Source organism: Clostridium sp. AM49-4BH, from assembly GCF_003478335.1.
Taxonomy (GTDB): Bacteria; Bacillota; Clostridia; order Lachnospirales; family Lachnospiraceae; genus Butyribacter.
In genome coordinates this window covers 1-23,599 of record NZ_QUFB01000024.1, presented here as the reverse complement: position 1 = coordinate 23,599, position 23,599 = coordinate 1, and the positions used below count along the sequence as shown (strand labels likewise).

27 protein-coding genes and 1 pseudogene are annotated in these 23,599 nt (G+C 41.9%); 26 read left to right on the top strand and 2 right to left on the bottom strand.

The annotated features are described in order from the left end of the window. Window positions 1–5: 5 nt before the first annotated feature. The 22 genes and pseudogenes from rplX to argJ all read left to right on the top strand — a co-directional run bounded on the left by rplX (window position 6) and on the right by argJ (window position 15,690). Window positions 6–311 carry a 50S ribosomal protein L24 gene (gene rplX / locus DW981_RS08200; protein WP_022025534.1) on the top strand — a complete coding sequence of 102 codons (306 nt, stop codon included), beginning with the start codon at window positions 6–8 and terminating at the stop codon, window positions 309–311. Between the two features lie 22 nt (window positions 312–333). After that, entirely contained in the window at window positions 334–873 is a 540-nt protein-coding gene (gene rplE / locus DW981_RS08195) for a 50S ribosomal protein L5 (protein WP_022025533.1), read from the top strand. Window positions 874–885: 12 nt separating this feature from the next. After that, complete coding sequence (locus DW981_RS08190; RefSeq protein ID WP_022014871.1) at window positions 886–1,071, top strand: type Z 30S ribosomal protein S14; 186 nt, start codon at window positions 886–888, stop codon at window positions 1,069–1,071. A gap of 14 nt (window positions 1,072–1,085) precedes the next feature. Continuing rightward, window positions 1,086–1,487, top strand: a complete 402-nt coding sequence (gene rpsH / locus DW981_RS08185) for a 30S ribosomal protein S8 (protein WP_022025532.1) — start codon at window positions 1,086–1,088, stop codon at window positions 1,485–1,487. Between the two features lie 47 nt (window positions 1,488–1,534). After that, complete coding sequence (rplF, locus tag DW981_RS08180; protein WP_022025531.1) at window positions 1,535–2,077, top strand: 50S ribosomal protein L6; 543 nt, start codon at window positions 1,535–1,537, stop codon at window positions 2,075–2,077. Window positions 2,078–2,096: 19 nt separating this feature from the next. Further along, a pseudogene (gene rplR / locus DW981_RS08175) lies at window positions 2,097–2,464 on the top strand (50S ribosomal protein L18). A 14-nt stretch (window positions 2,465–2,478) separates the two neighbouring features. After that, window positions 2,479–2,988 (top strand): 30S ribosomal protein S5, encoded by a 510-nt coding sequence (gene rpsE / locus DW981_RS08170; RefSeq protein ID WP_022025529.1) that lies wholly within the window; start codon window positions 2,479–2,481, stop codon window positions 2,986–2,988. An 11-nt stretch (window positions 2,989–2,999) separates the two neighbouring features. Continuing rightward, window positions 3,000–3,182, top strand: coding sequence for a 50S ribosomal protein L30 (gene rpmD, locus DW981_RS08165; RefSeq protein ID WP_022025528.1), 183 nt, complete (start codon window positions 3,000–3,002; stop codon window positions 3,180–3,182). Window positions 3,183–3,652: 470 nt separating this feature from the next. Continuing rightward, window positions 3,653–4,168: a hypothetical protein gene (locus DW981_RS15660; RefSeq protein ID WP_243034697.1), complete on the top strand. Its 516-nt coding sequence runs from the start codon at window positions 3,653–3,655 to the stop codon at window positions 4,166–4,168. 474 nt (window positions 4,169–4,642) lie between these two features. Continuing rightward, window positions 4,643–5,083: a 50S ribosomal protein L15 gene (gene rplO / locus DW981_RS08155; RefSeq protein WP_022025517.1), complete on the top strand. Its 441-nt coding sequence runs from the start codon at window positions 4,643–4,645 to the stop codon at window positions 5,081–5,083. 2 nt (window positions 5,084–5,085) lie between these two features. Further along, window positions 5,086–6,423: a preprotein translocase subunit SecY gene (gene secY / locus DW981_RS08150; RefSeq protein WP_022025516.1), complete on the top strand. Its 1,338-nt coding sequence runs from the start codon at window positions 5,086–5,088 to the stop codon at window positions 6,421–6,423. Between the two features lie 217 nt (window positions 6,424–6,640). After that, window positions 6,641–7,282 carry an adenylate kinase gene (locus tag DW981_RS08145; protein ID WP_022025515.1) on the top strand — a complete coding sequence of 214 codons (642 nt, stop codon included), beginning with the start codon at window positions 6,641–6,643 and terminating at the stop codon, window positions 7,280–7,282. 31 nt (window positions 7,283–7,313) lie between these two features. Further along, window positions 7,314–8,078 (top strand): type I methionyl aminopeptidase, encoded by a 765-nt coding sequence (gene map, locus DW981_RS08140; protein ID WP_022025514.1) that lies wholly within the window; start codon window positions 7,314–7,316, stop codon window positions 8,076–8,078. A gap of 118 nt (window positions 8,079–8,196) precedes the next feature. Continuing rightward, window positions 8,197–8,415, top strand: a complete 219-nt coding sequence (gene infA / locus DW981_RS08135; protein WP_022013568.1) for a translation initiation factor IF-1 — start codon at window positions 8,197–8,199, stop codon at window positions 8,413–8,415. 162 nt (window positions 8,416–8,577) lie between these two features. Continuing rightward, window positions 8,578–8,691 (top strand): 50S ribosomal protein L36, encoded by a 114-nt coding sequence (gene rpmJ / locus DW981_RS08130; RefSeq protein WP_118507368.1) that lies wholly within the window; start codon window positions 8,578–8,580, stop codon window positions 8,689–8,691. Window positions 8,692–9,081: 390 nt separating this feature from the next. Beyond that, on the top strand, window positions 9,082–9,450 hold the full coding sequence (gene rpsM, locus DW981_RS08125; RefSeq protein ID WP_022025513.1) for a 30S ribosomal protein S13: 369 nt from the start codon (window positions 9,082–9,084) through the stop codon (window positions 9,448–9,450). Between the two features lie 42 nt (window positions 9,451–9,492). After that, a complete protein-coding gene (gene rpsK, locus DW981_RS08120; protein ID WP_022025512.1) occupies window positions 9,493–9,891 on the top strand; it encodes a 30S ribosomal protein S11 in 399 nt (132 codons plus the stop codon). Window positions 9,892–9,947: 56 nt separating this feature from the next. Next, window positions 9,948–10,541 carry a 30S ribosomal protein S4 gene (gene rpsD, locus DW981_RS08115; protein WP_118507367.1) on the top strand — a complete coding sequence of 198 codons (594 nt, stop codon included), beginning with the start codon at window positions 9,948–9,950 and terminating at the stop codon, window positions 10,539–10,541. A 48-nt stretch (window positions 10,542–10,589) separates the two neighbouring features. Next, window positions 10,590–11,549, top strand: a complete 960-nt coding sequence (locus DW981_RS08110) for a DNA-directed RNA polymerase subunit alpha (RefSeq protein WP_022025510.1) — start codon at window positions 10,590–10,592, stop codon at window positions 11,547–11,549. A gap of 16 nt (window positions 11,550–11,565) precedes the next feature. Next, the gene (locus DW981_RS08105) at window positions 11,566–12,108 is read left to right on the top strand and encodes a L17 family ribosomal protein (RefSeq protein ID WP_022025509.1); all 543 of its coding nucleotides are present in this window, start codon (window positions 11,566–11,568) and stop codon (window positions 12,106–12,108) included. Window positions 12,109–12,364: 256 nt separating this feature from the next. After that, window positions 12,365–13,987 (top strand): fibronectin type III domain-containing protein, encoded by a 1,623-nt coding sequence (locus DW981_RS08100; RefSeq protein ID WP_118507366.1) that lies wholly within the window; start codon window positions 12,365–12,367, stop codon window positions 13,985–13,987. A 458-nt stretch (window positions 13,988–14,445) separates the two neighbouring features. Further along, window positions 14,446–15,690, top strand: coding sequence for a bifunctional glutamate N-acetyltransferase/amino-acid acetyltransferase ArgJ (gene argJ / locus DW981_RS08095; RefSeq protein WP_118507365.1), 1,245 nt, complete (start codon window positions 14,446–14,448; stop codon window positions 15,688–15,690). A gap of 106 nt (window positions 15,691–15,796) precedes the next feature. Here the strand turns inward: argJ and DW981_RS08090 are convergent, their stop codons facing one another. Both DW981_RS08090 and DW981_RS08085 read right to left on the bottom strand, forming a co-directional pair. Then, window positions 15,797–18,361 (bottom strand): ATP-dependent DNA helicase, encoded by a 2,565-nt coding sequence (locus DW981_RS08090; RefSeq protein ID WP_118507364.1) that lies wholly within the window; start codon window positions 18,359–18,361, stop codon window positions 15,797–15,799. Window positions 18,362–18,379: 18 nt separating this feature from the next. Beyond that, on the bottom strand, window positions 18,380–18,868 hold the full coding sequence (locus tag DW981_RS08085) for a restriction endonuclease (protein ID WP_182434194.1): 489 nt from the start codon (window positions 18,866–18,868) through the stop codon (window positions 18,380–18,382). 363 nt (window positions 18,869–19,231) lie between these two features. Between DW981_RS08085 and fabV the strand changes: the two genes are divergently transcribed. From fabV to gltX, 4 genes are all read left to right on the top strand, one after another. Then, on the top strand, window positions 19,232–20,422 hold the full coding sequence (fabV, locus tag DW981_RS08080; protein ID WP_118507363.1) for an enoyl-ACP reductase FabV: 1,191 nt from the start codon (window positions 19,232–19,234) through the stop codon (window positions 20,420–20,422). Window positions 20,423–20,479: 57 nt separating this feature from the next. Next, entirely contained in the window at window positions 20,480–21,091 is a 612-nt protein-coding gene (locus DW981_RS08075; RefSeq protein ID WP_118507362.1) for a cytidylate kinase-like family protein, read from the top strand. A 78-nt stretch (window positions 21,092–21,169) separates the two neighbouring features. Continuing rightward, window positions 21,170–21,991, top strand: coding sequence for a Sir2 family NAD-dependent protein deacetylase (locus DW981_RS08070; protein ID WP_118507361.1), 822 nt, complete (start codon window positions 21,170–21,172; stop codon window positions 21,989–21,991). Then, window positions 21,960–23,435 (top strand): glutamate--tRNA ligase, encoded by a 1,476-nt coding sequence (gene gltX / locus DW981_RS08065; RefSeq protein ID WP_118507360.1) that lies wholly within the window; start codon window positions 21,960–21,962, stop codon window positions 23,433–23,435. The genes DW981_RS08070 and gltX overlap by 32 nt, the downstream gene beginning before the upstream one ends. Window positions 23,436–23,599 lie beyond the last annotated feature (164 nt).

Here is a 23,599-nt window from a genome sequence, read left to right as displayed (position 1 = left end):
CAAGAGTGGCAACAAGCAAGATTAAGAAGGGTGATACCGTTCGCGTTATCACTGGTAAGGATAAAGGCAGAGAAGGCAAGGTAACAGCGGTTAAAGATGGCAAGGTTGTTATCGACGGAATCAATCAGGTTACAAAGCATACAAAGCCAAGTCAGGCAAACCCACAGGGTGGTATTGTACAGCAGGCTGCTCCAATCGATGTGTCTAACGTAATGTACGTGAGCAAAGGAAAAGCTTCCCGCGTTGGCTTCAAGATTGAAGATGGTAAAAAGGTTCGTTATGCAAAAGCAACCGGAGAAGTGATTGACTAATATCAGAAAGGAGGCAGAGACGGTGACTCGCTTAAAAGAGACTTATCTTAACGAAATCGTTGATGCAATGACCAAGAAATTTGGTTATAAAAACGTTATGCAGGTACCAAAGTTAGATAAAATCGTTATCAACATGGGTATCGGTGAGGCGAAAGAGAATTCTAAAGTTCTCGATGCCGCTATGGCTGAGCTGGAGATCATCTCCGGACAGAAGCCTGTTATTACAAGAGCAAAGAACTCCATCGCTAACTTCAAATTAAGAGAGGGAATGGCGATCGGATGTAAGGTAACCTTAAGAGGCGACAAGATGTACGAATTCTTAGATCGTCTTGTAAACTTAGCATTACCTCGTGTGCGCGACTTCCGCGGTGTAAACCCGAATGCATTTGATGGTAGAGGTAACTATGCACTTGGAATCAAGGAGCAGTTAATCTTCCCTGAAATCGAGTACGATAAGGTAGACAAGGTTAGAGGTATGGATGTAATCGTTGTTACAACTGCTGAGACCGATGAAGAAGCTCGTGAATTATTAACACAGTTCGGTATGCCGTTCAAGAAATAAGGAGGGAATTTCATGGCTAAGACTTCTATGAAAGTAAAGCAGCAGCGCAAAGCAAAATTCTCTACAAGAGAGTATAGTCGTTGCAGAATTTGTGGTCGTCCACATGCTTATTTGAGAAAATACGGAATTTGCAGAATCTGCTTCCGTGAGTTAGCATATAAGGGACAGATTCCAGGCGTGAAGAAAGCAAGCTGGTAAGGAGGTAAAACAAGATGATGACGAGCGATCCTATTGCAGATATGCTTACAAGAATTCGTAATGCGAATACTGCAAAGCATGATACAGTAGATGTTCCTGCTTCCAAGATGAAGATTTCTATCGCAGAAATCCTTGTGAAGGAAGGTTACATTAAGAAATATGATATGATTGACGTTGATGGTATTCAGATGATTCACATCACGTTAAAGTACGGCGCAGACAAAAATGAGAAGATTATCACAGGTTTGAAGAGAATTTCTAAGCCGGGTCTTCGTGTTTACGCTGGTAAAGATGAGCTTCCAAAGGTTCTGGGCGGTCTTGGTATCGCAATCGTGTCTACAAACAAAGGCGTGATGACAGATAAAGAAGCAAGAAAAGCAAACGTTGGCGGTGAGGTACTTGCATTCGTTTGGTAATCCAAACGATGCACTCACTACACTAAGAATATATGGAGGTAGACGGCATGTCACGTATCGGAAAAATGCCTATCGCTATACCAGCTGGAGTAACAGTTGATATTGCAGAAAATAATAAAGTGACTGTAAAGGGACCTAAGGGAACACTCGAGAGAGTTCTTCCTGCAGAGATGACAATTAAGAAAGAAGGCGAGGAAGTAGTAGTAACTCGTCCTAATGACTTAAAGAAGATGAAATCTTTACATGGTCTTACAAGAACGCTCATTTACAACATGGTGATCGGTGTAACTGAGGGTTATCAGAAAGAGCTTGAAGTAAACGGTGTAGGTTACAGAGCTCAGAAACAGGGCAAGAAGTTAATTCTTTCTCTTGGATATTCTCATCCGGTAGAGATGGAAGATCCAGAAGGTCTTGAGGTTGTTGTTGACGGCCAGAACAAGATCATTGTTAAGGGTATCGATAAAGAAAAAGTCGGCCAGTACGCTGCTGAAATCAGAGAAAAGAGAGCTCCAGAGCCATATAAGGGCAAGGGTATCAAATACGCTGATGAAGTTATTAGACGTAAAGTTGGTAAGACAGGTAAAAAATAATTAAAGGAGTGAATTTACGATGATTAAGAAGCAGTCAAGAAGTGAAGTTCGTGTGAAGAAGCACATGAAGGTTCGTAATCGTCTTTCTGGCACAGCGAGAGACCTCGTTTAGCTGTATTTAGAAGTAATAATCATATGTACGCTCAGGTTATTGACGACACAGTTGGTAACACTTTAGTATCCGCATCTACTCTTCAGAAAGACGTAGCTGAGGGATTAGAGAAGACCAACAACGTTGATGCAGCAGCAAAGCTTGGCGAAGTAATCGCAAAGAAAGCTTTGGATAAGGGCATCAAGAGTGTTGTATTTGACCGTGGCGGCTTTGTTTATCAGGGTAAGGTGAAAGCATTAGCCGAGGCAGCTAGAGAAGCAGGTTTGGATTTTTAATAGGAGGAAGACACATGAAACGTACAATTATTGACACCAGCAACTTAGAGCTGGAAGATAATGTAGTAACGATCAAGCGTGTAACCAAGGTAGTTAAAGGTGGACGTAACATGAGATTTACTGCATTAGTAGTAGTTGGCGATAAGAACGGACATGTAGGTGTTGGTCTTGGTAAGGCTACTGAAATCCCTGAAGCAATCCGCAAGGGTAAAGAAGAAGCAACCAAGAAGCTTGTTGAAGTTCCTATCGACGAGAATGGTAGCGTACCACATGACCTGACAGGTAAATTCGGTAGCGCTTCCGTATTGATCAAGAGAGCACCAGAAGGTACTGGTATCATCGCAGGTGGTCCTGCACGTTCCGTACTTGAGCTTGCTGGATATAAAAATATCCGTACAAAGTCTCTTGGTTCCAATAACAAGAAAAATGTTGTATTGGCAGCAATCGAGGGTCTTAAGAACTTGAAGACTCCTGAGGAAGTTGCTAAAGCACGTGGTCTCTCCGTTGAAGAGATCTTAGGTTAAGGAGGTAAACCATGGCAGATAAGGTGAAAGTTACATTAGTAAAGTCTACAATCGGTGCCATTCCTAAGCAGCGTGCTACAGTTGAAGCATTGGGCTTGAAGAAGATTGGTAAGACCGTTGAATTGCCAAACAATGACGCTACAAAGGGCATGATTTGGCATGTAAGACATCTTGTAAAGGTTGAGGAAGCTTAATCGACGAAGAATCAGAAATTCTGAACGAAAATAAAAATAAGACTGTTTATCATGTAGTGATAGGCAGTCTTATTTTTGTTTTAAAATTAAAGTGTCAAAACGATTATCATGGTGATGAAAATCGTTTATTAAGAAGTCAAAAGTTGCTTATCGAGGTGCCGAGAATCGTTTGAAAGAAAAATTTATATTTGTGGAACGCGAGTGAAATAGGAGCTTGTGTGACGGCACAGGTTGAATTTAATTCTGCATATATATTATGATGTCCCTATCCCTGTCCCTGTCCCTGACAGCAGCGGAAGGAGACATCATGAGTAAATATATCCCTGCTAAGGGCAGAGTGAGGTGCTAAACTATAGTTGTAACACACCGACCTAATAAGATATAATCTTAGGAGGAAACGAGGTATTTTATCGGTGAAGAACTAACCCTTTTAATGTTTTAGAAAAAATAACCAGAAGGAGGTACTTTATTTGAGAAAGAAAAAAGATGAAATAACCATCCGTTCCAGTGCAGCGGAATATTTGACCTATGTCGCCTCTGGCGGTGACCAGCAGGACAGTGTTGAGATGCGCTATGAGGAAGAAAAAACAGTATCACAAGCAGATCAAAAGATACAAAATACTTTATGGGAATTAGAGAAATCTTATGACATTTTAGACAGTGCTTGTAAGAAACGCTCTAGTGAGATGGCGCAATTAGAGACAGATATGGTGACAAAAATACATAGATATCAGATATGCATCGTTCTTTTTGGTGTGTTTAGTTTTATTAGTTATTGGAGAAATTATCCGGAGGGCACGATAGGTGGCGGCATGGCAGGAGCTGTTTGTTTATTTGCCATCGGTCTTATGATATTTACCGGACGGCACAAAAAGAAAAAGCAGGTATATTTGGGCGAGCTTCAACGAGAGGATCACGAAAGCATGCGTAAGCTGCAAGAGCAGATGACCGAATTGCGGGAACAATTATATTTTGATAAAAAGTAAGAAGGGCACGAGGGTAATATGGCAATCATGAAGAAAACGGGAAAGATATTCGTCAGATGTCTGTTGCTGCTGATAGTTTTGGCAGTTTTCCAATCGCCATGTGTTGTCGGGGTACAAGGGGGATGAGCGATTTATTGACATGAATGTATACAACGGAGCGGCAGAGGAGTTTTGGAAGCAGTTTGGATAACGCTTCCGGCGTAGAAAGACGCAAAAAGCAGTAGACAAGCCTGTCACTTTTGTGGTAATATATTGATTTGTAGCGAGGGTAGAAGTGCACCCTTTTTGCAGAAAAGCAAAGGGCAAGAGACACTTTTTCAGCTTGATGTTTCGCAGTTTATGATGAAGATAGACCGCAAATGAACATCTTGACTGGGTTTCTGCAAGGATTCGCCCGTTAGTGATTATGATCCCGTGCCATAAGAGGAAAGAAAGGCACCAAGGAAAGGGATCACCAGTATTTAGGAGGTAACTATGAATTTATCAACATTAAGTCCGGCAAAAGGTTCTAAGCAGAGCGACAACTTCAGAAGAGGTCGTGGACATGGATCAGGAAACGGAAAGACAGCAGGTAAGGGACACAAGGGTCAGAAGGCTCGTTCAGGTGCTCCACGTCCAGGTTTCGAAGGTGGTCAGATGCCACTTTACAGACGTATTCCTAAGAGAGGTTTCACAAACATCAATTCTAAGGAAATCGTTGCAATCAACTTGGATAAGTTAGAGAAATTCAATGATGGTGATGTTGTTACAGTAACAGCATTGAAGGAAAAAGGTATCATCAACAATTCGAAAGACGGAGTTAAGATACTTGGAAATGGAGAATTAACTAAGAAACTCACCGTTCAGGTAAACGCATTCAGCAAGAGTGCTGCTGAGAAGATTGAGGCTCTTGGTGGAAAAGCTGAGGTGATCTAAGGATGTTCGAAACAGTCCGCAATGCTTTTAAGATCAAAGATCTGCGCAAGAAAATCCTTTACACTTTCTTCGCATTGATCGTTGTTCGTATCGGATGTCAGTTGCCTGTACCGGGCGTTGATGCATCCGTAATTACAGATTTCTTTGATTCACAGAAGTCTTTGGACTTCTTTAACCAGTTGACGGGTGGTTCATTCTCCACAATGTCGATCTTCGCACTGAATATCACACCGTACATCACGGCATCCATTATTATTCAGTTGCTCACCATTGCAATTCCTAAGTTGGAAGAGCTTCACAAAGATGGTGAGGAAGGACGTAAGAAATTAGCAGAGTACACTCGTTATTTAACGATTGCACTTTCTGTAATTGAGAGTGCCGCTATGGCAATTGGCTTTGGTCAGCAGGGATATTTGACAGATGGTGTTACATTTACTTCTGTAGCAGTATTCGTTGTATCCTTGACTGCCGGTTCTGCATTCCTTATGTGGTTAGGTGAGCAGATCACTGAAAAGGGAGTTGGAAATGGTATTTCCATCATCCTTCTTTATAACATTGTATCTCGTATGCCAGAGGATATGATGAACCTTTTCGAGAAGTTCGTTAAAGGTGCTTCCAATGTTACCAATGGTACGATCGCAGCAGTTGTCATTCTTGCGGTAATTATTGGAATGGTAATCTTCATCGTTGTTCTTTCCGATGGTGAGAGAAGAATCAGTGTTCAGTATTCTAAGAAAACACAGGGAAGAAAGATGGTTGGTGGACAGTCATCTCACATTCCGCTTAAGGTAAACACTGCAGGCGTTATCCCGGTAATCTTTGCCGGATCTCTGTTCTCCATGCCGATCGTTATCGCTGGATTCGCAGGAATCAAGCCACAGTCCGGTGCTGGAGCAACTTTAGCGCAGAAGTTCCTTAAAGTGTTAAACCAGAACTCATGGTGTAACCTTTCCAGTTTTGGAGAGTTTAAGTATACATTGGGATTGGTAATTTACATCTTATTACTTATCTTCTTTGCATACTTCTATACATCCATCACATTTAATCCACAGGAGATTTCTATTAATATGAAGAAACAGGGTGGATTTATTCCGGGTATTCGTCCTGGTAAGCCAACGGTGGATTATTTAACAAAAGTTCTCAATAATATCATCCTTATCGGTGCAGTGGGATTATCTTTTGTAGCATTCGTTCCGATCTTCGTATCCGGTGCGTTTGGTGCAGACGTTTCCTTTGGTGGAACATCCCTCATCATTATCGTAGGTGTAGTACTTGAGACATTAAAGCAGATTGAATCTCAGATGTTAGTTCGTCATTACAAGGGATTCATCAGCGAGTAAGAAGAATATCTGTAAAATTGAGGCGTCACCCAAAATCGGGTGGCGCTTTTGTATATGTTTAATAATGTAAAAAGGGTGTTGAAACTGCGCTGCTTTTGCGTTATTATAGGTTTAATCGTGCATACGTATAAAAGCACATCTGCGTCAGCGTGCGTGACGCAGGGATGACAGAATAGAACGAAAGAATCAGGGACGCACGCAGAAATGGAGAGTATATATGAAGATTGTTATGTTGGGAGCACCTGGTGCAGGAAAAGGAACACACGCAAAGGGAATCGTAGAGAAATACCATATCCCTACAATTTCTACAGGCGATATTTTCCGTCAGAACATTAAAGAGGGAACAGAGCTTGGTAAAAAAGCAAAAGGATATATGGATGCCGGAGAGCTGGTTCCGGACGAGCTTGTATGTGATCTTGTTGTAGATCGTTTGAGCAAAGAAGATTGCAAAGACGGATATATTTTAGATGGTTTCCCAAGAACCATTCCTCAGGCAGAGGCGCTCACAGCAGCATTAAAAGAGCAGGGAACAGCGTTGGATTATGCGATCGATATTGAAATGGAAGATCAGGCAATTGTTGATCGTATGGCAGGACGCCGTGTATGCGCAAAATGTGGAGCTACTTTCCATACAGTAAACATCCCACCTAAGAAAGAGGGCGAATGCGATGCATGTGGTGGTGAGCTTCAGCTGCGTGACGATGATAAGCCGGAGACGGTAAAGAAGAGATTGAAAGTATATCACGATCAGACAGCACCTCTTATCGCATATTATAAAGAGCAGGGAATCCTTCACGAGATTGACGGAACACTTGGTATCGAGGGTGTTGCAAAGGCAATTGCTGCAGTTATTGGTTAATTCAAATTAATATTTAGAAAGAAGGCACATTATGTCGGTCACAATTAAATCAGAGCATGAATTGGAAAAAATGAGAGAAGCCGGACGTATTTTGGGAATTGTTCATGATGAAATGGCAAAGATTATTCGTCCGGGCATTAGCACGATGGATATCAATCGTAAAGGAGAAGAAGTGATCCGTAGTTTTGGATGCATCCCATCCTTTTTGAACTACAACGGATATCCGGCGAGTATTTGCGTATCTGTGAATGATGAGGTCGTCCATGGTATTCCCAGCAAAAAGAGAATTTTGCAGGAGGGAGATATTGTCAGCCTGGATGCCGGCGTAATCTATGAAGGATATCATTCTGATGCAGCGAGAACGCATGCTGTTGGTCAGATCTCAGAAGAAGATCAGTTTTTGATCGATGTGACAAAGCAGAGTTTTTTTGAAGGAATCAAATACGCTAAGGCGGGCAATCATTTGTACGATATTTCCAAAGCTATCCAGAACTATGCAGAAGCAAACGGATTTTCTATTGTGCGCGATCTGGTTGGTCATGGAATTGGAAGAAATCTTCACGAGGAACCACAGGTGCCAAACTTTAAGCCGATTGGACGAGGTATAAAGCTGCGTCCCGGCATGACGCTTGCAATAGAACCGATGGTAAATGCAGGTGACTATGATGTATGGGTGCTTGAGGATGACTGGACGGTAGTTACTACTGACAGTATGAAGTCAGCACACTACGAAAATACGATCCTGATCACTGAAGGAGAGCCGGAGATCTTTTCATGGAAAGAAGGTCTTGCATAATCCGATAGCGTGTGAATATTATATTGCAATATGTGTCATCAGTTGGGGACAAAAACATTTTTCGTCCCCAACATCATAATATAAAAATCGCATAATGTGCGAGGAAATGGAGTTTGAAATGTCGAAAGAAGATGTAATTGAAATTGAAGGAATCGTTGTCGAGAAGCTGCCAAATGCTATGTTCAAGGTAGAGTTAGAGAATGGACATCAGGTATTAGCGCATATTAGCGGCAAACTTCGCAAAAACTTCATCCGCATTTTGCCGGGTGACAAAGTTACGATGGAGATGTCTCCGTATGATCTGACAAAGGGCCGTATTACATGGCGTGATAAATAATCAGCGATCTTTTGGAAAAATAAGACTATATGTGTCAAGCAATGCGCATGTGGTCTTTTTTTTACATTGAAAAAAATTAGAAATTCCCGAAAAAACCACTTGCAACCAAGAAATGTATATGATATAGTAGACAATGGACTTTATTGAAAGGAGGTTATTGCTGTGAAAGTTAGATCTTCAGTAAAACCGATTTGCGAAAAATGTAAGGTCATCAAGAGAAAGGGTCGTATCAGAGTTATCTGTGAGAACCCACGTCATAAGCAGAGACAGGGCTAATTAGGAGGCAGGCGATAGACCTGCTCACGAGATAGACTTGCTTTCTGTTCATTATCGCATTTACAGATGCGATGACATTGTAGGTGGAGTGATTAACCACTTCGGCAAGCTTTGGAAACAAAGCAAGGATGCGTCATTTCATCCATGTCGGTCCTATCATGGCAGATTGATGACTGCGGCGTAGTACCGGTTGCCATTTCGCAGGCAACCCGATGATTTCTGTGCAGCGTAAGAATACACTGCGGTTCGCGTATGCGGATTCATTGTGGCAGAGATTTTGGAGGACGTCTATGCAATAGGATTACAGTTTAAAGCGGCTGTGCAGTAATTTTACTGCAAAATCATGTATCTATTTTTCAAAACAAAAAATAACGGAGGTGTAAAGTACACATGGCACGTATTAGTGGTGTAGACTTACCAAGAGACAAGCGTGTTGAGATCGGACTTACCTATATTTATGGTATCGGTAGAGTTAGTTCCAACCGTATTTTAGCAGAGGCTAATGTAAGCCCTGACACTCGTGTTAAGGATCTTACTGATGATGAAGTAAAGCGTATTAGCAGTGTGATCGATGAGACACAGACAGTGGAAGGTGATCTTCGTAGAGAAATCGCGATGAACATCAAGAGACTGCAGGAAATCGGATGCTACAGAGGAATCCGTCATAGAAAAGGTCTTCCTGTTCGTGGACAGAAGACAAAGACAAATGCTAGAACTCGCAAGGGTCCAAAGCGTACTGTCGCAAATAAGAAGAAATAATAATAAGTAAGTATGTACAAATTCTAACAGGAGGGTTTGACAATGGCTAAACAGCAAGTTGTAAAGAAGACAGGCAAGAAGCGTGTCAAGAAAAATGTCGGACATGGACAGGCACATATTCAGTCTTCCTTTAATAATACGATCGTTACGCTCACAGATGCAGAAGGAAATGCAATCTCTTGGGCAAGCGCAGGTGGATTAGGATTCAGAGGATCCAAGAAGTCCACTCCTTATGCAGCACAGATGGCAGCAGAGACTGCAGCTAAGGCAGCAATCCCACACGGCTTAACATCTGTAGATGTTATGGTAAAAGGACCTGGTTCAGGTCGTGAGGCAGCAATCCGTGCGTTGTCTGCATGTGGTATTGACGTAACAAGCATCAGAGACGTGACACCGGTTCCACACAATGGATGTAGACCGCCAAAGCGTCGTCGTGTATAATTTGCATTTTTATATGACAATGAATTGATGATTAATTATTATAGGAGGAAAATGACATGGCAAGAGATATGACGCCAGTATTGAAGAGATGTAGAACTCTTGGCTTGGATCCACAGTTCTTAGGAATTGACAAAAAGTCCAACAGAAATGTTAGACAGGGAAGAAAGCCTAGCGAGTATGGACTTCAGTTAAAAGAGAAGCAGAAAGCAAAATTTATTTATGGTGTATTAGAGAAACCATTTAGAAATGATTTTGCAAAGGCACAGAAATTAAAATATGGTACAACAGGTGAGAACCTTCTTATTCTTTTAGAGCTTCGTTTGGACAACGTATTGTTCCGTATGGGATATGGTCGTACAAGAAAAGAAGCTCGTCAGATCGTAGGTCATAAGCACGTATTAGTAAATGGTAAATGTGTAAACATCCCATCATATGAAGTTAAGCCGGGTGATGTGATCGAAATCAAAGAGAAGCACAAAGGAGCTCAGAGATATAAGGATATCCTTAAAGTAACAGATGGCCGTCTTGTTCCTGATTGGCTTGAGGCAGATCATGAGAAGCTTTCTGGTGTCGTTAAGGAAATCCCAACAAGAGAGCAGATTGATGTTCCTGTAAATGAAGTGCTTATCGTCGAGTTGTATTCTAAATAATAACTCGCAGATCAGGTAAGCATTGAACCCCAAAAGGAGGTACTGGGAGTGCTTGATTTTAAAGAACCAAATATTAAGATTGCAGATATTTCAGAAGATAAGAAATATGGACGTTTTGTAGTAGAACCATTGGAGCGTGGTTATGGTACAACTCTTGGAAATTCTCTGAGAAGAATCATGCTTTCATCATTGCCGGGTACAGCAGTTAGTCATATTCGTATTGACGGAGTTGGTCATGAGTTTTCAGCAATTCCTGGTGTGAAGGAAGACGTTACTGAGATTATTATGAACATCAAGAGTCTGGCAATCAAGAATAACAGTGAGACCGATGAGGTCAAGACTGCTTATATCGAGGCCTCCGGCGAGGGTGTGGTCAGAGCGTCTGATATTCAGGTGGATTCTGATATCGAGATCATGAATCCGGATCAGGTGATTGCTACATTGAGTGGTGGTCCTGACTGCAAACTTTACATTGAGATGACAATTGTAAATGGTCGTGGATACGTAAGTTCTGATAAGAACAAACGTGAAGATTTACCGATCAATGTTATCGCAATCGATTCTATCTTTACTCCGGTAGAGAGAGTTAATATCAAGGTTGAGAATACTCGTGTTGGTCAGATTACAGATTATGATAAGCTGACATTAGATGTATTTACAGATGGTACAATTGAGCCAAGTGATGCAGTAAGTCTTGCTGCAAAGGTGTTATCCGATCACTTGAGATCATTTATTGATCTATCTGATAAGAGTTCTCGTATTCAGGTTATTGCGGCTGAAGAAGAGAATAGCAAAGACAAAGTGTTGGAAATGAATATTGATGAATTAGAGCTTTCCGTTCGTTCATACAACTGCTTGAAGAGAGCAGGAATCAACACTGTTGAGGAACTTTGCAACCGTACATCGGAAGACATGATGAAAGTTAGAAACCTTGGACGTAAATCTTTGGAAGAAGTATTGTCTAAGCTTAAGGAGTTAGGTCTTTCCTTGAACTTGGGAGATGAATAATTAGGAGGTAAGCACAATGGCAGGCTATAGAAAACTTGGAAGAACTTCCAGCCAGAGAAAAGCTTTGCTTCGCAATCAGGTGACAAATTTGTTGTATCATGGCAGCATTGTTACTACTGAGGCAAAAGCAAAAGAGATTCGTAAAATCGCAGAGGGAATCATTGCTCTGGGTGTTAAGGAATGCAATAATTACGACACTGTAACCGTTACTGCTAAGGTTGCCCGCAAGGACAAAGATGGTAAGCGTGTGAAAGAAGTCGTTGATGGTAAGAAGGTAACACAGTTTGATGAAGTAGAGAAGGAGATCAGAAAGGATCAGCCATCCAGACTGCATGCTCGTAGAAAGATGCAGAAGGTTCTTTACAACATCACTGAGGTTCCGGCAGAGATGCAGGGACGCAAGAGTGGTACTAAGACTGTTGATGTTGCAGCATTTGTTTTGGATGATCTTGCACCAAAGTATGCTGAGCGCAATGGTAATGGTGGTTATACCCGTATCGTGAAGATTGGTCAGCGTAAGGGTGATGCTGCTATGCAGGTACTCATTGAGTTAGTATAATTTTAATATTGCTCTTAATAGAAAGAGGTATTGCAGAAATTTTCTGTGGTACCTCTTTTTTGGTATGGATGATTTGTCGAAATTGTCACTTTTCTGTGAAAAAGCTAACATATAAATGACAAAAAACAGCGTTAATATAAGGGAAAATGTGGTAGGAGCGGTTGAAAGACGGCGAAGAAATATTTACAAAAACAGATGAAAGTGTTACAGAGTCTTCAACATTTTCATCCAAAAAGAAAAGAGGAATATAGAATTTATGAAAAGATTATTATCATTTGTATTATCAGCAGCATTAATAGTGAGCGGGACGTATGCAGCAAATAGCATGCATATTTCTGCAGATGAAGCATCTTCAGGAGTAGGGTCAAGTGCCACGCCACAGACAGAATTAGATCCGGCATCCAGCCCCCAGATTACGAAAGAGCCGGGTGCAGTTCCGGATGACACACCACAGGTTAGTGGACAGCCGACTGTAAAACCAGATGATGCACCACAGGTTAGTGGGCAGCCAACCGCAAAACCAGATGATGCACCACAGGTTAGTGAGCAGCCAACGACAGTGCCGGGCAACACACCGCAGGTTAGTGAGCAGCCAACGACAGTGCCGAGCAACACACCGCAGGCTACAGTAGAACCTAGTGCAACACCACAGGTTACAGAAGTAACCGCGCCGATAGCGCCACAGGTAACACAGATCAAAGGTGGTTCTAAGCGCGTCAAGTTATATTGGACAGAACAAAAAGATGCGAGCGGATATTATATTTACTATGCGACAAGCAAGACAGGGACATATACAAGAACAAAAACAATTACGAATCCCGGTACTTGCAAATATGTTAAAAAATCTTTAGAGCAAAATAAAACTTATTACTTTAAGATATCTGCCTACACTTTGAATGCCAATGGTCTTCCGGTAGAAGGAGAGCTTTCGCAAGCCTACGCTGCTAAGACTATAACGGTAAGTGCGACATCGAAAGGTGCAAGAAAGTATTCCAGCACAGCAAAGTTTAAGAAGTCTCCGGCATATAAGAAATATGCATTTTTGCGTAAAGCAAACTATACGAAAAGCTTTGCTATACCAGGGATGAAAACAACCAACGTAGCAGGTTTCGCCAATAATCGAATGTTTCCACAAGGAGGCTGCGCAGCAGGTGCCTATATGCTTGTATCGGCATACGCATATAATGGAGAGGATGAATCTGTCATCTACGTATTAAGCCGGTCTTCAAAATCATATATTACGACGTTGGTTATGCCAAATAAGACAAAAATTAATGCAATGGCGTATGATGGCAAGAATGTGTGGCTGACACAAGGGAAAAAAGTTGTTCGTTTTTCATATGAGATGATCTCAAAAGCGGTAGCGTCAGGGAACTCATACACGGAATTAGCTGCGTTTGATGAAACTTATTCCATAGCAACAAATGGTTCTTATATGGCATACAGAGATCATGTATTATGGATTGGAGCTTATAATTCGAAGCTTGCAACGAGAATGTATGGCTATGTAGTACAAACCAATACAACAGGTGCAGTATCGTTGACACGTAAATATTATATGGCAATGCCAAATCGAACGAGAGCCGTATCCTTTGACGCGAATGGTTATATGTATGTGGTGAGAAGTTCTCAGTCAAACAACAAACAGTCCGGCTATTTGTCCCAAATTCGCACCTATAAGCCTGCATTTTCGACACCGGCAGCGTCAGGCGGTGTGGCAAAAAAAGCGTATACGAAGAAGACTACAATTCCACCAAGAGCCTGTGGAAGTATGGTATATGGACAATATTTATATACAGTATTTTCCGGTTGTAAATATTCGAAATGCACTTATAAGGTCGATCGGGTAATTGCGATCAAGTTGACTAGTATGCGGTAGGTACATGCGTTGCCTATGACGATGTATGCTTTAAGAGTAAACTGTGATCAGGTTGACTGGTTGTGGTAAGTACATGCATTGCCTATGATGATGTACGCTTTAAGAGTAAACTGTGATTAAGTTGGCTAGTTGCGGTAAGTACATGCATTGCCTATGGCGATGTACGCTTTAAGAGTAAACTGTGATTAAGTTGACTAGTTGTGGTAAGTACATGTCCTTAGATTATATCTTTATCGCTATAGGAAGATTATAAATACCATCTTTTTGCAATGGGAAAAGGATGGTATTTTTTTTGCGGAATCTGTTACTATAGGGATGGCTTTTTACAATGGCGGGTAGGTGCAGTAGTGGTTAAACTCGACTTTGAATTACAGCATCTATCTGAGTCGGCAGATTTATATATTTGCACACGTGGTATAAATTTGTCAGAATAGCATGTGTGCGGAAATGAGGACAAAATGACAAAGAAAGAGTATGCTGGGTATGAGTATGTGGAAAATGGTGTGTGTGCTGCACAGGGATTTACGGCTAATGGATTAAATTGCGGTATTAATCCGGTAAAAACAAAAAATGATCTTGGAATGATATTTAGTGAGAAGGAATGTACAGCAGCAGCAGTATATACTCAAAATAAAGTGAAGGGTGCACCTATTTTGGTGACGAAAGCAAATCTTGCGCAAAGTGGTGGCAAAGCACAGGCAGTGATCGTGAATTCGAAGAATGCGAATACCTGTAATGCCAATGGTGTAGAAGTGGCAAATGCTGTTTGTAAGTTAACAGCTGACGAATTGGGGATTACAGCAGATCGTGTTATTGTTGCTTCAACCGGTGTCATCGGAGCACCAATGTCTGTAGAGCCGTTTGCAAATGCTATGCATGAACTCGCAGAGGGATTAAGCATCGATGGACACGATGCTGCGGCAAAAGCAATTATGACAACAGATACCGTACAGAAAGAGGTTGCAGTAGAATTTCTTTTGGATGGTAAGAAATGTAGACTAGGTGGCATGGCAAAAGGCAGCGGCATGATCCATCCTAATATGGCTACCACTCTTAACTTTATCACGACGGATGTGGCAATTTCCGGAGAAATGATACAGGCGGCATTATCAGAAGTTGTTAAAGTTACATACAACTGTTTGAGTATAGATGGTGATACTTCCACAAATGACATGGTTAGTGTTATGGCAAATGGTTTAGCCGGAAATGCAGAGATTACGGAGGAAAATGCTGATTTCGATCTGTTTAAAAAAGCATTGTACGTTGTTATGGAGAATATGACCAAAATGTTGGCAGCAGATGGAGAGGGTGCTTCTAAATTTTTAGAATGCTCTTGTGATGGAGCACCGGATCAGGAAACAGCAATTGTTGTGGCGAAGAGTGTAATCCGATCCCCATTGTTTAAATGTGCTATGTTCGGAGAAGATGCTAACTGGGGAAGAATCCTTTGCGCAATTGGTTATGCGGAAGCGGAGTTCGATATTGACAAAGTGGCAGTAGAGTTGGAGTCAGAAGTCGGAACAGTAGCAGTATGTAAAAATGGTGCAGGGGTTGCTTTTTCCGAGGAAGAAGCGGCCAAAATATTGAACAAAGATGAAATTTATATTCATGTTCATTTGAATCAGGGCGAAGCATCTGCTAAGGCATGGGGCTGTGATCTTACATACGATTATGTGAAGATAAACGGAGATTACCGCTCTTGATAAACGGGGGCAGCCGTTCCAGATAAACAGGGACAGTTGTTCCGGATAAACAGGGACAGCCGTTTATGATAACGGGAGTTATTATTCCTGGCAAACGGACGGAAAGTTAAGTGCTGTGTGCCTCCCAAAACTTGAGCAAGTGTTCAGTCATAGTCTCAGGGGTGACTGTATAATGCGGAAACCACTCACGTGGGAAGAGGGATTGATAACTGCCCTGCAAAAAACGATCGTCTAATAAAAGGATACAACCATAGTCCTGCTCGGTACGGATGACACGTCCGGCTGCTTGCAGGACTTTATTCATGCCCGGATATTGGTATGCATAAGAAAAACCATGTCTGGTGTTTCTTATTGTTGCTTCGTCGTTTTCAGAACCTGTTGAAAATGATGAAATTTCCCCGTCAAAAAATTGTCGATAGAGTTCATTTTCATTGCAAACCATTGGCAGGCCTGTTCCCACAATCACAGCACCTATCAGTCGTTCTGCCTTCAAATCTATTCCTTCGCTAAATATTCCGCCCAAGACGCATAATCCTACAGTCGTTGTGGTGGGAGATTCTGAAAAATGCGCCAGAAACTCTTCTCGTTCTTGCTCATCCATTGTGGCATTTTGTGTAAGCAGAGTTAGATCTTGACTGGCATCAGAGGAGGCGATCATATCATAGATATCCTGCAGCATCTTATAGGATGGAACAAAGACCATATAGTTGCCCGATCTGGCATGCACAAATCGTAATATATAGTCTACAATTCGGGCATACATTGCAGCTCCGCGTCGACTGTATTTAGTGCTGACATCCCGACCGACCAGTAATAGTCGGTTGTGACCAGGGAACGGCGATGGGGCATAGATAGCGTAATCTTCAGGACGGCTTGCAAGTTGCTCTCTATAGTATTGAATAGGAAGCAGTGTTGCAGAGAAAAAAATAGCGGAGCGTCCCATGGCAAGGTACTGTTCCAGGTTGGCAGATGGATTCATACATTGTAAATGAACACAGAAATTGCTGTTATCATTATAGTCGCAATAAATCAGATAGTGTTCATCAACCAACTCATATACATTTACAAAGGAACGGATGTTAAAGTAAAAATCCAGTAATTGGCTAAATTGTTCCTCCGATAATTTTTTCTCACTGAAAGAGGGATCTTGTAAAAACTCATCCATTACACTTTGAAGTCGAAGTAAGCGTCCTAACAAAGCATCTGTCATAGACAGTGTGCAGATGAGAAGTTCGTCACATTGTCTTTTCAGATCTAAAAGTGCACGATTTACACTTTCTAAAGAAGCTGTGATCTTTTTGCTTTTGGTTTTAAGGAGACGTTTGGTCTCTAACACGTCTTCTTTGATCAAAACTGCAGAGTACATATCGCGGGCACGGTCAACCAAATTGTGTGCTTCATCTACTAAAAAAAGATTCGCTGTACTTCCGGCAGTGCCATCTGAAAAAAAGCGTTTGAGGTGGCTATCCGGGTCAAAGGCATAATTATAGTCGCCGATCACAGCATCGCACCAAAGAGAAGCATCCAGACTGAGCTCGAAAGGACATACTTCATGCTTTAAGGCGTATTGCGTTACGATATCACGAGTGATCTGTGATTCGTGAGTGATAAGATCATATACGGCATCGTTAATACGGTCAAAATGACCTTTGGCACGTTCGCAATTTGCCGGATGACAGTTTGCTTTCTCTAGAATGCAGATCTTATCTTTGGCAGTTAAGGTGATACTTTTGAGGGCTGCATGGTGGTTGGCCAGAAGTGCGAAGGTGTTTTCAGCAACCGTACGAGTAATCGTTTTGGCGGTCAGGTAAAAGATTTTCCCTGTCAAATGTTCCCCCATTGCTTTAACGGCGGGAAATATTGTTGCAATTGTTTTGCCTACGCCGGTAGGGGCTTCGATGTAGAGCCGTTTTTGTCGTAGGATAGATTGGTAGACACCTTTCACAAGATCGGCCTGTCCGTTACGATATACAAACGGAAATTCCAACGGGCGTATAGAGGCATCGCGTTCTTCTTGCCAGTGTATCTGCCAAGCAAGCCACTTTGCGTATTCCGTTAATAGTGTTTCATAAAATCGGTGAAGGTCCTCATAGGTGATCACTTCATAAAAATAGCGGATATCTTCCGTGGGAATATGGCAATAAGTGATGCGGATACCAATGGATGAAAGGTGTTCCTGTGAGGCATAAATATACGCATAACACAGCGCCTGAGCACGGTGAACGGCAATGGGCTCGTACATTGTGTGTACATTGCGATATATGCCCTTGATCTCATCAATAAAGTCAGTAGGTGCCTCGGAATCATCATGAATTATAGTGCGGCATGGGATTATCGGATGGGTATGCTCGGCCTCGGTTTCTAGGGGGATCTCGCTTGAAGAGTCAGCAAAATCGTACAGCCTTGGAAGGAGAGATTTCGGGAATATGCCGTCAGCGCGTCCTTCCACGGATATTGCAAAAGAAAGGTTATCATAGCACACAGAGGATGTGTATTTTAATGGGACTTCGGCATGGTATTGTGATCCCATCTGCTTTTGCAGCTTTTTGTGAATACGAGTGCCTTCCTGCATAGCATCAGTATCTCGGATGCCGGTAGAAGAAGATACAATATCACCGGAGCGTAATATAAATTCCACCAAGTCACGGACAGATACTTTACATGTGTGCATAAGAGCCTCCTTCCTGGACTACTGTAATAGTTCTTCCAACATATCTCGATCCCACAGAACAACACCTATTTTATCTGCCAGCTTGCGTGCGCTTCCGGTAAAATATTGGTTGGTAAGTACCATTGCGACATGGCATTCGTAATATGCACGCCCGGCATAGACCTGTTGTACAGCATCAATACCAACCGGGGAGTCATAACGTTTGCACTGGATCGCGTAAGTTATACCCTCGCGTCTTGCCAAAACATCTACACCAAAATCAACACTTGCCTGCGTATTCTCTGCAAATTCGAAACCGTTTGCTACCAGTATATCACAAGATAGTGCCTCGAAATCAGCACCGGATATCTGGTCAAGGTCGCGGGAGTGATAAACACCTTTGCGGAAGATGGATCTTTTATGTGACAGGCATATGATCCTATATATAATGAATAAGCTGCTCAGTCCACAAAAAGCTGCTCCGGGAGTTCGTAAAGCAGTAGGTGTTCCCTTGTAAAATAAAGACAAAAGACAACCTAGGACAGCTATCATGCACAAACATGTGGAGATTGCCAAGCGGATAGTAATGTAACGAGGTCTCATACAAACAATTCCTTTCTTTTGGGGTATTAGTAGTATAGCAGAACAAATGTTCCTTGTAAAGAGAAATGTTGTAAAAAAAATTAAAAAAATTATTACTTGACATATGTTGCGAGTGCGTGTACGATTGAATTACTATCTTTTTTGTGCTATAATAACCCTAAAACATCGTAATTTGAATGGAGAAACAGCAAGGTTATTATTGTAGTACCGGGAAGTATATATGAGAGGATAATTCAACATATGTAGATGTTGATCGATTCATTACAGATAAGAAAATGGAGGATAAAAATGGTAGTTCAGCCAAAAGTTAAAGGATTTATGTGCACGACGGCGCATCCGGAGGGATGTAAAGAATCAGTGAGAAGACAGATTGAATATGTTAAGTCTCAGCCGAAAGCAGAAGGCCCTAAGAAAGTACTTGTGTTGGGGGCGTCTATGGGTTATGGGCTCGCAAGCCGAATTGCACTTACATATGCTTGTGGCGCAGATTCTATCGGTGTTATTTTTGACAAGCCCGGTAAGGAGAAGAGAACAGCCAGCGCAGGCTGGTACAACACAGCGGCGTTTGAGCAGTTTGCACAGAATGATGGTCATTATGCGAAGTCAATTAATGGAGATGCGTATTCTCAGGAGATTAAAGAGGAGACGATCGCATTGATCAAGAAAGACTTTGGTCAGGTGGATATGGTGATTTACAGTCTTGCAGCACCGCGTCGTAAGGCTCCGGATGGGGTGACATATCGTTCTGTTTTGAAAACAGTAGATAAAGAATTTACGAATCAAAGTATTGATTTGTTGACAAATGAACTCACCACAGTAACGATTCCGCCTGCGACTGAGGAGGAGATCAATGATACGATCAAGGTTATGGGTGGCGAGGACTGGATGCTTTGGATGGAAGCATTGCAGGAAGCAGATGTGTTGGCGGATGGTGCGAAGACAGTTGCATATTCCTACATTGGACCGGAGCTTACGTATCCGATCTATTATGATGGAAGTATTGGTCAGGCAAAGCAGGATCTGTATCGCACAGCAGATAAAATCAATGAACACATACAGGGAACAGAGGCATATGTTGCAGTTAATAAGGCGGTGGTAACACAGTCAAGCAGCGCAATTCCGATCGTTCCGTTGTATATATCAATTCTATTCAAGGTGATGAAGGAATTGAATTTACACGAAGGCTGTATTGAGCAAATGTATCGACTTGTTCATGACAGACTTTGCGTGGAGGGGGGAGTGCCTACAGATGAGAATCATTTGATCCGTATGGATGATTATGAAATGAAACCGGAGGTTCAAGAGGAGGTTAAAAAGATCTGGAAGAAAATTTCTCCGGAAAACCTGTCAGAACTAACGGATATTGATGGGTATTGGCAGGAGTTTTACGAAATATTTGGATTTCGTATAGAAGGCGTGGATTATGATGCGGATGTTAATATTCAGACATCAATTCCGAGCATAATTTCTGCAGAATGATCTTGAAATACTCTGGTTGAAGCGGAAGGTGTAGACAGTGAGATTGGAGGTGCTAGTATGAACAAGGTAATCACAATTGGCAGACAGTATGGCAGCGGTGGTAGAGAGATTGGACAGAAAGTAGCAGAATATTATGGAATTCCATTTTATGACAATGAATTGATCACCAGAGCTGCGAAAGAGAGTGGTTTTGCAGAGGAAAATTTTGCAAAAGCAGAGGATCGAGCGACAAACAGTCTGTTATATTCTCTTGCAATGGGGATCAATGTGTATGGCAATCAAGATTTTGGATTCAATGGATTATCGTTGGATGATAGAATTTTTTTGGCACAATCGGATGTCATTCGTAAAGTGGCAGATGAGGGACCGTGTGTTATTGTTGGCAGATGTGCCGACTATGTTCTCAAAGAGCGGGACAATATTGTCAATTTGTTTGTGAAAGCATCCATGAAGTTTCGAATTGATCGAGTGATATCAGAATATGGAGAAGCACCGGATAAGGCAGCAGATATCATATTGAAAAATGACAAAAGACGAGCGAATTATTACAATTACCATGTAGGTGAGAAATGGACCAATCTTAATAACTATGATATGGTTATACGTAGTGATTTTGTTGGCATCGACCAAACAGTGGAGTGTATTTGTAAGTATTTAGGGGAAAAATGATCCAGACGGATCAAAAATTGCAAATTGGTGTCTGACGGCCCCATAATTTGCAGGGCTGTGGGAGAAGGGAGGATTATTATGGAAGCTTCATTAAAGGCAATGAGAAAATTGACTAGAGAGAGTGACCATATTGTGTTGATCAGTGGACTTGGCGTGGCACGCGCAGCGGGATTAAATGGCGTTCGCGCAGAACATATTGCATATGATATTGAGCAAAAATATGGATACTCGAATGATGAAATTATTTCATCCATGTTTTTGTCAAAAAGGGTAGAGATATTTTACCAATATTATAAGGAGATCATACTAAATTGCGCATTGCAACCGACTTCGATACACGAAGGTGCTTTGCGTCTTCAGCAGGCAGGAAAGCTTGATGCGATCGTGAAGCGAACGGTATATCCATTATATGAGATGGCTGGTTGCGATGACGTGATAGAGCTTCATGGTTCTGTGGAGAAGAACTATTGTCCAAACTGTGGTAAGGTATACGGATCAGACTTTATACGACATGCGGTAGGAATACCGTCATGTACGAAGTGTGGTGTGCCATTGCGGCCTGGATTTACTTTGCTAGGCGAAATGGTAGACAATGGCAAAATATCGGCTGCAGCAAATGCTGTAGAAAACGCTGATCTTTTACTGATCGTTGGAACATCAATAAGATCTCCGTTGTGTTTAAATTTGACGAAATACTATAAAGGCGATAAAATGCTTCTGTTAAATACCCACGAGATGGTAGGTGATGATCGCGCCAACTATCGTGCGTATGGGGATTTATGTGAATTGTTTAAGTATGTGGTAGACATTCCTCTTCCGCAGAATAAGAAAAAGAAGCAGAAAGACAAAATTCAGGAGGCAGAAAAGAATGAGCAAGATAAGAACAAGATTTGCACCTAGTCCAACAGGACGCATGCATGTAGGTAATTTGAGAACCGCATTGTATGAGTATCTGATCGCACGCCATGAACATGGAACGTTTGTGCTTCGTATTGAAGATACCGATCAGGAGCGTTTTGTGCCGGAAGCGTTGGATATCATTTATAATACAATGAAACTTACCGGATTGCAGCACGATGAAGGACCAGACAAAGATGGTGGTTATGGTCCATATGTGCAGAGTGAACGTATGAAGACAGGTGTGTACTTGGACTATGCTAAACAATTGGTGGAAAAAGGAGAGGCTTATTACTGCTTCTGTACGAAAGAGCGTTTGGAAGAGCTGAGAGCATCCAGTAAAACAGAAGATGGCAAGGAAATTGCAAAATATGATAAGCATTGTCTGCATCTTTCCAAAGAAGAAGTTCAGGCAAAGCTTGACGCAGGGATTCCTTACGTTATTCGTCAGAACAATCCGACAGAGGGAACAACGACCTTTCATGATGCCATTTACGGCGATATTGAGGTAGATAATGCAGAACTTGATGATATGATCTTGATCAAGACAGATGGTTATCCAACATATAATTTTGCGAATGTTGTAGACGATCATTTGCAGGAGATCACTCATGTAGTGCGAGGCAATGAGTATCTTTCATCTGCTCCAAAATATAATCGTCTGTATGAGGCGTTTGGCTGGGAAGTGCCGGAGTATGTACATTGTCCAACCATTACAGATGAGAATCATAAAAAGCTTTCAAAACGCTGTGGACATTCATCTGTAGAAGATTTGTTGGATCAGGGATTTTTGCCAGAGGCAATCATTAACTTTGTTGCGTTACTGGGCTGGAGTCCGACAGAAGACAGAGAGATTTTCTCACTGAAAGAGCTAGAGGAAGTGTTTGATTACCATCATATTAGTAAATCTCCGGCTGTTTTTGATATTGTAAAACTGCGTTGGATGAACGGTGAATATATCAAGGCAATGGATATGGATGCATATATGGAGCATGCTCTTCCGGTTGTTAAAGAAGTGGTGACGAAAGATTACGATCTTAAGAAGATCGCTGAATTGCTGAAGACGCGTATTGAAGTATTTCCGGATATCAAAGAGAAGATTGACTTCTTTGAGGAATTACCAGAGTATGATGTAGCGATGTATACACACAAGAAGATGAAGACCAACACAGAGAATTCATTGGAAGTGTTGCAAGATATGTTACCACGACTGGAGGCAATGACAGATTTCTCAATTGATGAGATTGAGGAAGTATGCAAAGCCTATATCGCAGAAAAAGAGTTGAAAAATGGTCGTGTACTGTGGCCACTTCGAACTGCAGTTTCCGGCAAACAGATGACACCGGGCGGTGCATATGAGATTATGGAAATCCTTGGAAAAGAGGAGTCGCTTGCACGTATCCGTAAAGGAATTGAAATGCTGAGCGAGGCAGCAGATGAAGAATAGAAGATCAAAAGTAATTCATACAGGGGCAACGTTAATGCGTTGCCCTTTTATTGAGGTGCGCCTTGCGGCGCACGTCGCCAATGGGTGAAAGTCCCTAATCCGCCCTAGTAGTGGGAAGGATACAGCCAAGACCAAGGGTGTCCATCGTGAGGTGGAATCTGAAG